Source organism: Thalassotalea euphylliae (assembly GCF_003390395.1).
GTDB lineage: Bacteria > Pseudomonadota > Gammaproteobacteria > Enterobacterales > Alteromonadaceae > Thalassotalea_F > Thalassotalea_F euphylliae_C.
This window is the reverse complement of the sequence record NZ_QUOV01000001.1, coordinates 3,885,071-3,899,412: the sequence shown is the minus strand read 5'-3', so window position 1 is coordinate 3,899,412 and position 14,342 is coordinate 3,885,071. Positions and strand designations below refer to the sequence as shown.

7 protein-coding genes are annotated in these 14,342 nt (G+C 44.2%); 3 read left to right on the top strand and 4 right to left on the bottom strand.

Going from position 1 to position 14,342, the window contains the following annotated elements:
* Positions 1-63 precede the first annotated feature (63 nt).
* Positions 64-1,347: an aminopeptidase PepB gene (gene pepB / locus DXX92_RS17055; protein WP_116001827.1), complete on the top strand. Its 1,284-nt coding sequence runs from the start codon at positions 64-66 to the stop codon at positions 1,345-1,347.
* A gap of 158 nt (positions 1,348-1,505) precedes the next feature.
* Here the strand turns inward: pepB and DXX92_RS17050 are convergent, their stop codons facing one another.
* From DXX92_RS17050 to DXX92_RS17035, 4 genes are all read right to left on the bottom strand, one after another.
* On the bottom strand, positions 1,506-1,922 hold the full coding sequence (locus DXX92_RS17050) for a hypothetical protein (RefSeq protein ID WP_245961515.1): 417 nt from the start codon (positions 1,920-1,922) through the stop codon (positions 1,506-1,508).
* Positions 1,923-2,082: 160 nt separating this feature from the next.
* Positions 2,083-2,664 (bottom strand): RNA 2',3'-cyclic phosphodiesterase, encoded by a 582-nt coding sequence (gene thpR, locus DXX92_RS17045; protein WP_181901778.1) that lies wholly within the window; start codon positions 2,662-2,664, stop codon positions 2,083-2,085.
* Positions 2,665-2,783: 119 nt separating this feature from the next.
* The gene (locus DXX92_RS17040) at positions 2,784-4,592 is read right to left on the bottom strand and encodes a choice-of-anchor I family protein (protein ID WP_116001824.1); all 1,809 of its coding nucleotides are present in this window, start codon (positions 4,590-4,592) and stop codon (positions 2,784-2,786) included.
* A 485-nt stretch (positions 4,593-5,077) separates the two neighbouring features.
* Positions 5,078-10,231: a response regulator gene (locus DXX92_RS17035; protein ID WP_181901777.1), complete on the bottom strand. Its 5,154-nt coding sequence runs from the start codon at positions 10,229-10,231 to the stop codon at positions 5,078-5,080.
* Positions 10,232-10,862: 631 nt separating this feature from the next.
* Here DXX92_RS17035 and hrpB point away from each other — a divergent pair.
* Positions 10,863-13,421 (top strand): ATP-dependent helicase HrpB, encoded by a 2,559-nt coding sequence (hrpB, locus tag DXX92_RS17030; protein WP_116001820.1) that lies wholly within the window; start codon positions 10,863-10,865, stop codon positions 13,419-13,421.
* Positions 13,422-13,614: 193 nt separating this feature from the next.
* Complete coding sequence (locus DXX92_RS17025; RefSeq protein ID WP_116001818.1) at positions 13,615-14,247, top strand: hypothetical protein; 633 nt, start codon at positions 13,615-13,617, stop codon at positions 14,245-14,247.
* The last annotated feature ends 95 nt before the right edge of the window (positions 14,248-14,342 follow it).

The following is a 14,342-nucleotide window of genomic DNA, read 5'->3' as shown; positions in this document are numbered from 1 at the left end:
CGCCAATACTCTTCATTTTCAGAATATAATATTGTAATAACAATGACATTTTTGAGGTTAGTAATGACGACCACAACTTCTATTTTTCTTTCCAATGAAGCCCCTTCAACAGGCTGGCAAAGCAACAACCTAGTTCAAATAATTGATGAGCAAATTCATATCTACGTTGAGCCTGACAGTTTATATCCATTGCGTGATTTGCAACGAGCAGGCCGTAAAGTTGATGGTTTAGGTGTTAAACATATTAACTTTGTGGGCGACAACTGGTCGGCCGAACAACAGTGGTCGGTTGCGCTTGGTTTTACCAGTGTTGGTAAGCTTACCAGTGTTGATTTTTGTGGTGATCAACAAGTAGAGCTTACGAAAAAGCTCGCGGTTTATGCATGGGCGAGAGACTTAACCAATCAAACACCTGCAGAGCTATACCCAGCGTCAATTGCAGAAAAAACGATTAATTACCTATCACAGCTCGCGGGTGACAAAATCACGACTGTAGTGACATCGGGCGAAGCGTTAGTTGAACAGGGTTGGCTCGGCATATACAACGTTGGTAAAGCGAGTATCAATCCGCCGTGCTTATTAGAAGTTGATTACAACCCAAGCGGAGATGCAAACGCTCCTGTTGCTGCTTGTCTAGTAGGCAAAGGGATCACTTTTGATAGCGGTGGCTATTCTATTAAATCGAACGCTGGCATGTTCGACATGAAATGCGACATGGGCGGTGCAGCCGTTGTTGCGGGCGCATTAGCACTAGCGATTGAAAGTGGTTTAGAAAAGCGAGTAAAGCTATTTTTGTGCTGCGCAGAAAACATGATCAGTGGTCATGCTTATAAACTTGGCGATGTGATTCGCTACAAAAACGGCGTAACCATGGAAGTTGCAAATACAGATGCCGAAGGGCGAATTGTGCTAGCAGATGGCCTGTTAGCGGCCGGCGAGACTGGTGCGCCACTTATCATTGATGCAGCAACGTTAACGGGAGCTGCGGTTAGTGCAACCGGTGGTGATTACACCGCGTTATTTGCCTTAGATCAGCAAGCGGCAGATCAAGCAATAGCAGCGGCGAAACAAGTGAATGAGCCAATTTGGCAATTGCCACTTGAGCAATGGCATCAAAGTAAATGTCCGTCTGCATTTGCCGATACCGCCAATAGTCGTCCTATCCCTGGCGGTGGCCCTGGCGGTGCAAGTAATGCAGCAGGCTTTTTGAGTCGCTTTGTGCCAAATCAGGGTAAAGGCTGGTTGCACTTTGATATTGCAGCGGCATATAACGGTAAGGCGAATGAATGCTGGGCAGTTGGTGCAACCGGTATTTCCATTGAGACCATTGCGACGCTGATACGTTAGCATTTTGATTAAGGCCCAATCGATTTAGGCTCAATTGCAGCCGAAATATATGAGCTTTTGAAAGCCATATGTAGGCTAGACATCATTGTGATGTCTAGCCTATTTTTTTGAACTAACTACAATTTTCTAAGAGATGGTAGTGAGGTAGTAATGATGAGTTAGACGACTTGCGTTTGTTCCTTCAAGTAGTCTTGTAGCCAAGCCTCGGCACTGTCTCTGTCGCTAAAAACAAAGAATGGTAGTTGGCAGCTATTGTAGATACGACGTAGCTGCATTTGTTGAATATCGGCATGTGCGGTATTGAGCAGCACTGTCGCGTTGGCCACCATATTGTTCTTAACACGAAATTTAGTGATGTCGATAATGTGCTGTTCAACTTCTGGCGTAAAAACACCACTGCCTTCATAGCAAATTAATGATGCCCAAGGTTGGTGCTTCATTTCCAAGGTCAAATCGAGCATGTCTTGATGATATTGCTCAATACTATCTTCATCGAAGATGCGTTTGGCATCGACCAACAAAATATTATCTTTTTTGGTGATGTCATAATGAGAATGGAGCTGCCTATTCATCATACCGAATCCATTTTTTGCCGGAACATACAAGTAACAGGCTTTACTCGGTTTGCCAAGTAAGCACATTTTTTTCAAGTTACAAGTTTTTATATTTATTAAAAATCATAAGGTTAACTGGTTGGTGCAGTTGGTTTTATAATGGGCTCTCAACATAAAGAGATCAAGTTAAGCTAAAGCGCTCTATGGCTTGGTAGCAAACCCCGTTTGTAGTGGAATCTGAGCGATACAAGCTAAAACTGGTAATGTTTAGCGTGAGGGGAGGCGAAAGTGTTGAACTTATCTCGCTGGGTAAAAAGCTTACTTTTCGACTCAGAGTAATATGTGGTGTGAAAGCTCGTTCAACGAGTTTTATATCGTTATCTTCTGCTGTTTTAGCTAATGCTTGTTCAAGGTATTGCAGCCAATGCGGTGTATGGGCAAGGCCAACATAAAGCACCTTAGCATTGGGAAAAACTGCCAGATGATCTGCAATGAGCTGGAATGATAGCTGTGTTTCACTTGCAACGATATTGGCTGCTTGTCTTGCCGCTTTATTTATTGCTGAGAGCTGTGCCTCTGATGCTTGACCGAGGAAGGTAAGTGTTAAATGCAGGTTTTCAGGTTTGGTTAGACGAGGTAATTTATGTTGCTTGGCTGATGCTGTTACTGATTTTGCCAAAGTTGGCATGAGGCTTTGTTGAACCGCCACTAACGCTTGGCGATCAGCTGAGCAAAGGTCGAGTGCATAAAAATAACGAGCCACTGGCAAGCTTATACCTTAAAGGTACCACCAAGTTTATAATCAATTCACTTGATGTTAGCCGATTTTGTGGCTCGAAAGTATTTATAGACAGAAAGTAATCGTATTTTACTCCGCAGGTATTACTGTTCGGTAATCTCCCATACACTGACGGAACCAGAAATTTCATGGCCAACAATAAGCTTTGCCGGCGCACTATCGGTTGCTGGGATAAATGCCATCCCCTCTGGCGCAAGATCTCCGGTAATATCTGCCCCTTCTATGACACCTCGATTGTTGAAGTAATCAACAAAAGTCACATTAAATGGGTTGGTAACATCGTAAACCATAACGCCGCCCATGCGCTCTAAACCGATAAATGCAAGGGTGCGGTCACCCACTTTACCAACGGCTAATGCTTCCGGCTCAGGGCCTTTCGCATCAGAGCGCGTGTCACCTTCGTTTTCATCTTCTTCATTGTTAAAGGCTGGACCATAAATAGCGGCAGTAATGCGCTCCATGTCGTCACCCGAGTCGAATACCAAATTACCTTGTGCATCCCAAATTGAAAATGAACGAGCGCCATAGGTAAATAACTGCTCAAAGTCACCATCATTGTCGGTATCTCCGCGCTCGATACTGACTTTTAAACGTCCTAAATCGTTATCGTCATTATTGATGTCAGCAAACGCGTTGGCATCCAAGCTTAAGTCTTCAGCGCGTGATTCATCGGTATAGCTTAAACAGCCATCATCCTCGTCGTAATCTAGGCCACCTGCGGCACTGCAAGCAGCTTCGTCGGCAACATCAAAGAAATATTCACGGCCATCACCTTCATTAGCGGTAACGACAAATGTTGCGCCGTTCCACTCGAAACTGGCGATAGTGTCTGGTTGGTACATGCCGTATAGATTGTTGTACTGTTTAAAGTTGACGCCGCCATCTTTGTCAGAGGCATCAAGCAATAACTGGCTCCAGTCTTTAAAACCTAGGCCGGTAATACCACTAATTTCCATGGCGTCTAAATCGACAATGACAAGGCCATTGTTTTCTTGCAAGCTAACAAAGGCGGTTTTCGAGTCATTGCTCACGGCAACGTATTCTGGCTCTAAATCCATCGCCACTGTGGTGTTAATCAGTTGACCATTGATAGTGCGGCCACTTGGGTTAGGGAACATCATCCCTTGGCTTTCCAGCATGGCTTGCTGGCTATTAAAACTTGTAAATGTTAGTGAAACTGAAGTGTCGCTAACAACGCCATCAGCAATATTGATGATTGAAATTGAACCTTCAGGATCGGTGGTGTAATCGCCACTTGGTTCACCCTCATTGGCGACAACGACTTTGCTGCCATCAGGAATAAAAGTCACCATATCAGGTAGTACGCCGACTTCGACATTTTTAACAAAGCTCGGTGCAGCGCCGCTAATATCGTAAAATGCAATGTAACCGTTTTTGTCCACTTCGTCTGCTGCCATGGCAACAGCGAGTAGATTTAATGATTGTGAAATGCTGATGCTGTTGGCATCACCTGGGGTATTTTCTGATAACGATAATGTCGTGGCGATGGTCAAATTGGTATTGTTGATAACACCTTCAGCATCAGCTGTTAATGCAGCTGGATCAGCACCATTTAAATCGAGGAGTTCAACAGTTGCGGTATCGCCAGAGCTATTAATGGCGTAAATCATGCCGCTTGCCTGATGATATTGAACGATTTCAGCGGCTCCCTCTGGTGATTCAGCGTTAAGAACGCCGCGAGCCACTAGCTTTGTGCTTATGCGTGTTGGCGCATCTTGGCCATTTGTACCATCTTGACCTCCAGGGCCTTGAGCACCTTGCGGACCATTTGCGCCTGTTGCACCGTCGTCGCCGTCACAGCCAGTTAGTGCTAATAATAGTGCTGTGCTAAGTAGCGAAGCTTTTAGATTAAGTTTCTGTTTGTTATGCATTGTCAGATTTCCGTATTGTCTTGTCGGTATAGTTTTGTAGGTATTGTTTTTGTATTTTAAGGAGCTGCTTAATTTTCAAGCCAATACGCTAGAGTGCCAATCTGACAAATTTGTGACCATGCGGTGACATTGTCGTGACTATGCTGTTACGGTCGCATGACTAGGCTATTACCGAGCTATGACAAAGCTATGAATGAGCTGTGATGGTGTAATTATTAGTCTATAAGTGAACGACGAAAGTGTGGTGATTAATCCGTGATTTAGATGTGCTCTACTTTCTAAGAATAGCCAATTAAGAAGATCAGCCAGCTAAGAGAATTAACCAGTTAAGAGGACTAGCCAATTACGAGGGTTAGCCTCTTGTTAGCCGCATTATTTGTAGTTTGAGTCTCATAGGCAGAAAGCTGAGTGAAGCGCTTTATGGCTAAAGCGCTTTTAGTCTGGAGTTAGCCTTTAATTTAAGCCTCTAACGTTAGCCTCTGACGTTAGCCTTTAAGATCAGCAGTGTTTAACGAGCCAATAGTTTGTTCGATAGCAGGTAAATACTGCTCTGCCTGCTCAAAGTCATATTCATTTAAGGCATTGGAAAGGCAAGCATCTACATCGGGTGCTAAATGACTATTCAACTGTTTACGCATGGCGCGCCATGTTTCTTGTGCTTCGGCATCAAAGTCGGCAATTTCACTGCACAACTGAGTATGCAGTTTTGCTAATGCTTTGCTGTCCAATTCAGTGGTTAATTGGTTATCTTCTTGTCGCAATTCGTTTGGGAATTCAACGGAATTGATGGCGCCGACAATCGCTAGCAACTGTTGGTGTAATTCCTCGATGAGTTGTGTGGCGTTTTGCTCGTTTGCTAATGCTTGTTCGAGCCTAGCGACATTCGCTGAAAACTCCTCAGCCCCTATGCTCGCAGCTACACCTTTTAGCGTATGAGCCATACGGATTGCTTGCTCGTTATCACCTTGTTCGATTAAGTCACTAATCGCGACCAAAGACTGGCCGTGGTTGTGGACAAATTTATCCAGCAAACTCAAGTATAAAGGTACATTGCCGGCGATACGCGCAAGTGCAGTGTGTATATCTAGCAGTGGGATTGCTGGCAAATTATGCTGTGTGTTTGTTGTTTCATCAATTTGAATAGCGGGCTTGCCGAGGTGTTGTTTGGGGCTGATCCATTCAGTCAGGGTGTTAAACACCTCATTCGGTGAAATTGGTTTTGTTAGATGGTCGTTCATACCCGCTTGCAAGCAGCGTTCGCGATCACCAGCCATGGCATTAGCGGTCATGGCGATTATTGGGAGCTCATCTACGCTGATTTGCTCGCGTATTTCGGCTGTTGCCTGATAACCATCCATCACGGGCATTTGAATGTCCATCAATACGGCGTCGAAGCGTGTTTCAGCTTCTTCATTCGCAAAATTATTAAATACTTTGGTAACGGCTTGCTGACCATCTTCAGCGATATCAACATTGAAATGAGCCATTTCGAGTAGCTCAACAGCAATTTGTTGGTTAATTTCGTTGTCTTCAACCAGCAGGATATTGGCGCCTTGAATGGCTTCTGTCGAGCTCACATCTAACCTGGCGGTGTTTTTTCGCCGGGTCACTTTATCACTTCGCCCTAGCGCTTTTAAATTTGCATCAAGCAGGGTTGAAGCGGTAATTGGCTTGGTTAAATAGGCACTGATTGGCAAACCTTTTGATGCGGCGATCATATCGTCGCGATCATAAGCGGTGAGCATAATAAATTTAGGTGGCGTAGGCAGGCCAAGCGCCAAAATTTCTTTGATCAATGTCGAACCATTTTTGTGTGGCATGCGCCAATCGGTAAGTACAATGTCAAACGTACTTTGCTTAGCTTGTGCATTTTCAATTTGCTGTAATGCATGATCGGCTGACTCAGCAATAACACTGGTAAAGCCAATACTTTGGGCAATCGTGTGTAAAATCTCACGAGCAGCAACACTGTCATCGACGATCAATATTTTGATGTCGGCTGCATCGGCAATTGCCAGTTGCGGATTGCTAATTGCTTGGCCAGCCTTTCCTAAGCGAGCGGTGAAGCTAAAGGTGCTGCCTTTTTGGTATTCACTTTCTACCCATATTTTACCGCCCATCATTTCAGTGAGCGTTTTACAGATAGTCAACCCTAGCCCAGTACCACCATATTTGCGCGTCGTTGAGGCATCGGCTTGGCTAAATGACTTAAATAGGTTTTGCATATGTGCTTCGGTCAAACCTATGCCGGTATCACTGACAGAGAATTGCAAGGTGAGTTCTTGATCTGCTTCTTCAATCGCCTCAACCTTGATGATGATCTCACCGTGATCGGTAAACTTAACGGCGTTAGTCGCTAAATTAACTAGAATTTGTCCGAGCCTTAGTGAATCGCCAACTAAACAAGTGGGTAAATTAGCTGGTAGATCAATCAGTAATTCAATGCCTTTTTGTTGGCTTTTCAGCGCAATAACTTCAACGACATGATCAAGGGTTTCAGTTAAATTAAACGGCACTTGTTCTAGCGTAAGCTTGCCTGCTTCAATTTTAGAAAAATCGAGAATATCGTTAATAATGCCAAGCAAAGCGTCTGCTGAACTGTGAATTTTGTTGAGATAGTCTTGCTGTTTATCGGTTAACTGGGTTTGCAGCGTTAAATAGCTCATGCCAATAATCGCGTTCATTGGCGTGCGAATTTCATGACTCATATTCGCCAAGAAATCACTTTTCGCTTTGGTTGCTTCAACAGCTGAGTTTTTCGCTTGCTCAAGGGCGCGTTGCGCTTCTTTGCGTACCGTAATATCTCGCACAGCACCCGTATAGAAATGATCATCGTCAAAGGTAAAATCACTAACAGAGATACCAATGTCAAAAATTGAACCGTCTGAGCGAATGCCTTTTTGCTCAACAACATGACCATTGGCCATTGCCGAGCGTTCAATTTGGTTAAATGGTTTTTCCATTAACAGCTTCAACGGCTGACCGATCATTTCTTCTTTGCTGTAACCAAACATTTGCTCTGCGGAAGGCCCAAAACTGTCAATAATGCCTTGGTCATCAACGATGATAATGGCGTCAGAGGCATTGCTGATAATCGTGCGGGTTCGGTCAATACTACTTTGCAGCTCGCGAGTTCGCTCAGCAACAATACATTCAAGCTCCGTGTGTGAGCGCGTTAGCGCCTGAGTTGCGCGTGTTCCGAGTTTTAAAGTGAACAAAGTACAGCCAAATATCAAGGCTAAAGCAACGCAGATGATGCCGAGAATGGTGTACCTGAAAACCACTAATATTTCGACCGTCTCGTCAAAATCTACTTCTGCAGCAATGCCAATATTGAGCTTGTCGTCCCACAGCCATGAGCCAACCACTTTCACCCCTAAAAATCCGTTATAACCCTCAAGGTTGGTATTGGTAAAACCTCGCGTAGCGCTATCAGCCATCGCTGTTAATGGCCAATTTGCTTGTTCTTCTGGTGTAAAGGAGTGTTTGAGTAAGTTTTTGCCTGGATTGCTCAAGCGCATGTTCAAAATAGCTGATTGATCGGCAGCAACTAAGCCAAGTGTTTTTAATTGATTTTCAAAGCGAATTTGTGAAAGTAATTGCCCTTGGCTGTTAAAGGCGTAGCTTTGGCCACTTTTGCCAACAAAACCGGTAGAGAAAATACGTGAAAACTGCTCATCTGGAGCGCTAGTGGCCGCTAAAATTGCAATAATATGAGCATCATTATCATAAATTGGCACTGCAAAGATGAGCTGAGTTTGCTCGCTCGTCGCTAAATCAAGTGCTTGATTACTTCCTGCCTGTGAAGTGATAGGTGGGATAAATTTGCTGTCTCCAGCGAGCACACTATTGAATAGCTGCCGATGGGCGCGGCTGGCTAAGTTTTGGATGCCAATTTGCCCTTCCTCGCTACTGGCAAGGTTTATCATGTCGGGTGAAATTATAAAGTAGCCTTGCTGTGCCATGTTAGGCAGGCGTTCATTAATAAATTGACCAAGTGCTTGTTGTGCTTGGGCGTTGTTGAGTGCCGTGGCTTCGCGACGCACCAGCAATAACTGCTCAACAGTGTTAATTAATTCTGGCTCTTTAACTAATTCATTTAATGTTGAAAACTCGCCATCTACCCAGTTGGTTAAGCGGTTGTGCGTTGAGCTCATGATATTTGTCATGTTGTAGCTCAACACTTGGTTAATTTTGTTTTCTGCGTTGTTAATAATGACAAAGGCTAGAGACACTAAAATAATCGCTAGGCCAACAAGCCCAATTAATAGCGTGTGTTGAAAACGTTTTGAGCCAAAACGCTCGGCAAGCTTTTCTTCATTGCTGGTTGAGAGCACCATACTAATGCCCAGACCAAATAAAATCAGCACAACCACAAGGCCGGCGGCTAGGTAGTAAATTTCTGTTTGTGAACTTTGGGTAAGCTTTTGAATTTTAGTAACATCGCTGGCATCAAGTAAGTCTTTGTTGGCACTGACTAAGCTGTCAACATTGATGGTTTCTAGTCCTTTGTTGATGATATTCAGCAGCTCTGGGTTCTGCTTGGCAATAAAAAAGTGCAGCGACTCAGGCGGAATCACATGCTCGTCAATCATCACTAACGAGGTTAACTTAGCGCTTTTAATACGACTTTTAACAACGACCTCTGCATCTAATAAGGCATCAGCCTGACCATTGATGACGGCATTGATTGAATCGTCAATACTTTCTGTTTCGAGCACGGTAACGTCTGGAAAACGCGCTTTTAGTTGCTCTATTGACGTGTAACCTTTGGGGATGGCAACGGTGCTATTTTGGATGTCTTCAAGGGTACGCAGGTGCTTATTTGCTTTTAAAACAAACAGCTTTTCCTGCATTTGATAATAAGGCTGCGAAAATAAGCCAAACTTTGCACGAGATTCAGTGACATAAGTGTCTGGTAATAGATCAATGTTGCCTTGTTGAACTTGTTGAAGCAGCTCATTCCACTGACCTGATACAATTTCAAACTTTAAGCCTGTGCGTTTTGAAATTTGGGTCAACAAGCCGCCCGCAACGCCACCAATTTCGCCATTGGCTCGTTCAAAAATAATCGGCGGCCAATGCTCCACACCAACCGTTATAGTGTTGCTTTCAAGCCATGCTTGCTCTGTTGATGAAAGCTCAATTGGCCCAGGTGTGTGAATGATTTTAGGTAAAGGGCGGTGCTGCGCATGACTTTTCAAACTCGACAACAATGCTGATGTCGCATTGATATAGCGCTCTTTGCTGTTTAAGTAAATATCGTCACTAAGTAGCTTCATTGCCTGGTCGCGCTGTCCTTGCTGGCTTAGTTTGATGGCAATGGTTTCGGTTGCTAATAGACGCTTATTGGCTGTGTCAATCTGGTTGATAAAATCAGCATTTGCACTATTTCGATTGGTTGCAAGTGCTTCAAGCAATGCATTTAGCTTTGGTTCATGCGCTTGGTAACGTTCCAACCATTTGGGTTCGCCCGTAAAAATATAGGTCAGTACTGAAGCGGTCAGCACTTCATCTAAATATTTTAATTCTTCTGTGAGTTTGCGAATTTGGTGGGCATCTAAGTTACTGCTAGCTGCTGTTTGCTCCGGAACGGCATGCTCTGTGAAAGCTTGCTCTGCATGTACTGTATTGTTCATGCTAAACACTATAAAACTTATTATGAAGCAAGTGATTAGCAAAGTATTAGGTTTAAGACGTTGCACTTTGAAGCTGTTTTTCTTACCTAGTCCCCAACTGATTCTCGTCTGCTTATTGGCAAAATCTGCCAACAAAAAGTTGCGATTATTCAAGCCCCCAATGCGAGCGAAGCTAGCTTGCCTGGCGCTGATAGGCCGAACAACTAGTGATAGAAGATAGCAAAAGCCAGTAAATAAAATGGCTGTAAAGCTATAAAACATGGGGTTTAGCTTCCTTAATTTCGGGGAATCGTTACAATATTTGGCACCAATGAGCCGCGCTTTGTCATCGCTAATTTGCATTGCTGTGAGTAGGATCGCTTAGCTGTAAACTACAGTATATGAACGCAATAAATAAGCCTTTGATTGGATTATAACAGGGCAACCCTTGATGAAAAATGGAGAAGTTGGTCATTTTTTGTCATAGATCAACTGCTTGAGTGACAAATGGTTACAATGAGTAGGTGTTTAGTCACAAAGATCGGCACTCGAGTGTTGTGGTTTTAATCGGTAAAAATGGCCAAATAGCTATGCCTAAGCAGCTATGCTCAAGCAGCGCATGCCCAGAAAATTTAATAAGTAGAGCAAACCCTTGTCCTCATTTCCTATCGAACAGATCAAAGCGGATTTTTTATCTGCATTAGCAACGCAACAAACCCTGGTGCTGTCGGCTCCACCGGGTGCTGGAAAATCCACGGTACTGCCGCTGTGGTTACTTGACACCGCAAAAGCAGAAAAAGCCATCTACTTGTTACAACCAAGACGTTTTGCCGCAAAGAATATTGCTACTTATCTGGCGAGCCAGTTAGGTGAGCCCGTCGGTCAAACCGTTGGCTATCGCCTAAGAAACGACAGCAAGGTGTCTTCGAAGACTAAATTGGAAGTGATTACTGAGGGGATACTAACTCAGCTGTTGCAGGAAGATCCTGAGCTCTCTGAGGCGAGCCTTATTTTGTTTGATGAATTTCATGAGCGCTCAGTACAAGGCGATGTTGCTTTTGCCTTAGCGCGAGATTGTCAGCAAGGACTGCGTGATGATTTAACCTTAGTGTTAATGTCGGCAACGTTAGCAACAGAGGAACTGCTCACACAACTACCAGATGCGGTTAGCTTACATTCTGAAGGTCGAAGTTACCCGGTTGACTCAAAGCATCTAGCGGTGCCCAATCAAGTTTTTTGGCGCGAACATGCGCTAAAGGTAATTCGACAACATGCTGTTAATCATAGTGGCTCAACTTTGGTGTTTTTGCCTGGTGTGGCAGATATTCATTATTTAGCAGATCAGTTAACTGGCCAGTCAAATGATCTGCCAGATGACCTAAGAATAGCGCCGCTTTTTGGTGAGCAATCACTGGCAGAGCAGCAACGGGCAATGAAAGCAGTGCAAGGGCAACGAAAAATTGTGTTAGCCACGAATATCGCCGAAACCAGTTTAACTATCGATGGTATTACCTTAGTCATTGATGCCGGTTTTGAAAAAGTTGCACGTTATGACGTGCATACTATGACCAATCAGCTTAGCCAACAAGCGATAAGCAAAGCATCGGCGATTCAACGGGCTGGGCGAGCGGGACGATTAGCGCCAGGTCATTGTATTCGCTTGTACGGTGAAGAAGATTTTCAGCGCCGTCCAGAGCAAGCAACGCCAGCCATATTACAAACTGATTTACTACCTGTATTAATGGAAGCGGCAAGGTGGGGAGTGACCTCCTTGGCTGACTTACCCTTGCTTGACCAGCCAAATGAGGTGCTTACCAGCCAAGGCTGGCAATCATTAGCTAAGCTTAAAATTGTTGATGAGCAGCACAAGCTCACCAAGCATGGCCAACAAGTCGCTAAGCTTAGCTGCCATCCTAGGTTTGCTCATATGTTGGTGGCCGCACAACATATTGCAGCACAGGTAGACGACGCGAAAATACTGAATCTTGGGTGTTTGCTGGCAGCACTGCTCGAAGAGCGTGATATTTTAAGTCGAGAGGCCAGTCGAGATAATGCTGACATCGGCATTCGCGTTGATATGGTGATTAGTAAAGAAAAATCGGGTAAGGCGAATGGTGCCATTGCTCGTATAGTGCAGCAGGCTAAACAGCTTGCCCGTCAGTTAGGTCGGCATTTTGATAGTAACTGGCAAGCCAATATCAGCCGAGATTATTGTGGTTTACTCTTGGCGTTGGCTTATCCAGAGCGAATAGCGAAAAAGCGAGGTCAGCAGGCAAGTTATCTTTCTTCAGCAGGTAAAGGCTTATCGCTGGCTGACACCGACCCACTCAATGAAGAGTCTTTGATTGTTGCAGCCAGTACCATCAAGTTAGGCAATCAACAGCGCATATCGCTGGCTGCACCAGTGAGTTTAGCGGCATTGGAAACGTGGCAAGTGCTAGCAATTAGCGAACAAGATACCCTGACCTATGATGAACAAAAAGATGCGATCAGCGCCAGTAAAAAACGTTATTTAGGCGCGATTGTGCTTGCAGAGCAGCCAAGTAATACAGGCCTTACAGCGGCTTTGATTGTCGAGATGTGGCACCAGCAACTGGCGAAAAAAGGGCTTACTTGGTTAAAACTTTCTGATGAAGCTGAAAACCTGCGTTCACGTATTTGTTGGCTGGCGGTTAACCTGCCAGAACTCGCTTTACCTGTGATGGACAATGAATGGTTGATGGCAAATTTAGCCGATTGGTTTGACCCATATGTTGGTGATATTAAGAAAAAATCAGCATTATTGGCATTAGACTTCGCCACTATGCTGCATTCAGTATTGGATTATCCGCAGCAGCAAGCGCTGGCACAAAAGGCACCAACGGTTTTTATTGGCCCGACCGGGCGCAAATGTCCTATTCGTTATCCAAGTGATGCGACGAATGAATTAGTAGGAAAGTCACCAACTGTCTCGCTGCCGATGCAAGAAGTATATGGCTTATCTGACTCGCCACAAGTCGGCGACAGCGCGCAAGGCAATGGGATTAATCTTACCCTAGAGCTGTTGTCACCCGCAGGACGCCCGTTGCAAGTAACCCAAGATCTTGCTGGCTTTTGGCAAGGCAGTTACCAGCAAGTACAAAAGGAAATGAAGGGCCGATACCCCAAGCACTTCTGGCCAGATGATCCCGCCAATGCTCAAGCGACCAGTAAAACTAAGCGATTTATGTAGTCGTTCGTTAAATAAATACTTAAAAAATTCGGGCATCGAAAAGTTCATTACCTGCAGTGAACTTTTCGATATAACAACTTATAAGTTGATCGCATCTACACACGCACAATTCATAGCGAGCAAACTCCCCTAGATTTAAACCTTTGCTTTTTAAATAGCGACTTAATTGAGTGTCTAATTAAAAAGGAATGTGATGAAGCCCTCTCAACAAATTTATTTACTTCTCTTTTTCTTAGCAGTATCGATTCAGACTGCCTGTGCTAATGATGCACAGCAAAAGCGCTTTATTCCTGTTGAACTGTTTACCGGAGCGAAATGGGACGGGACTCATCAATTAACGTTAAACCCCGTATCCACGACAACTTGCGCCCCATATGATGGCAGGCCTTGTAGCAACTTCTATATTTCAGGGCCACTTAAAACCACAGAAAATAATACTCAAATAAAGTGGGCCGGCAGTGAAATTTCTTACTACCGAAGAACCTTTACTATTCCACACCGAGGTGAAGTTATATCGTTTTTTACCATCAATGACTCAAAAGATGGGCTGGTGAGAATTTATGATAAACGACAACAGTGGGGTGTTAGAAAATACGACGGATTAGGAAGTAAGTTCCCGCTAGGTTATTGGCGGCAAGGTGAAGTGCGTACTTATCCATCACGTCGACCAACGAAAATTGAAATAATCGAGCTTGATGACCCCAATCATTGCCTTACATTCCGCTGGGTAGTTGGTCAGGGAAAGAAAAGTAATCAAGATAATAACTACACTTTTTGCCCGAATCGTGGCTTAACCAAGATCACCCCCAATAACAAAAGCAAATAAGCTAATGCTTGAATAGTTGATTGATAAGTGAAAAGGGTAGCTAACAAGTCGCTTAGCATTAATTTGTGCTTCGCGCCTAGTGAGTAAGTTCGCTA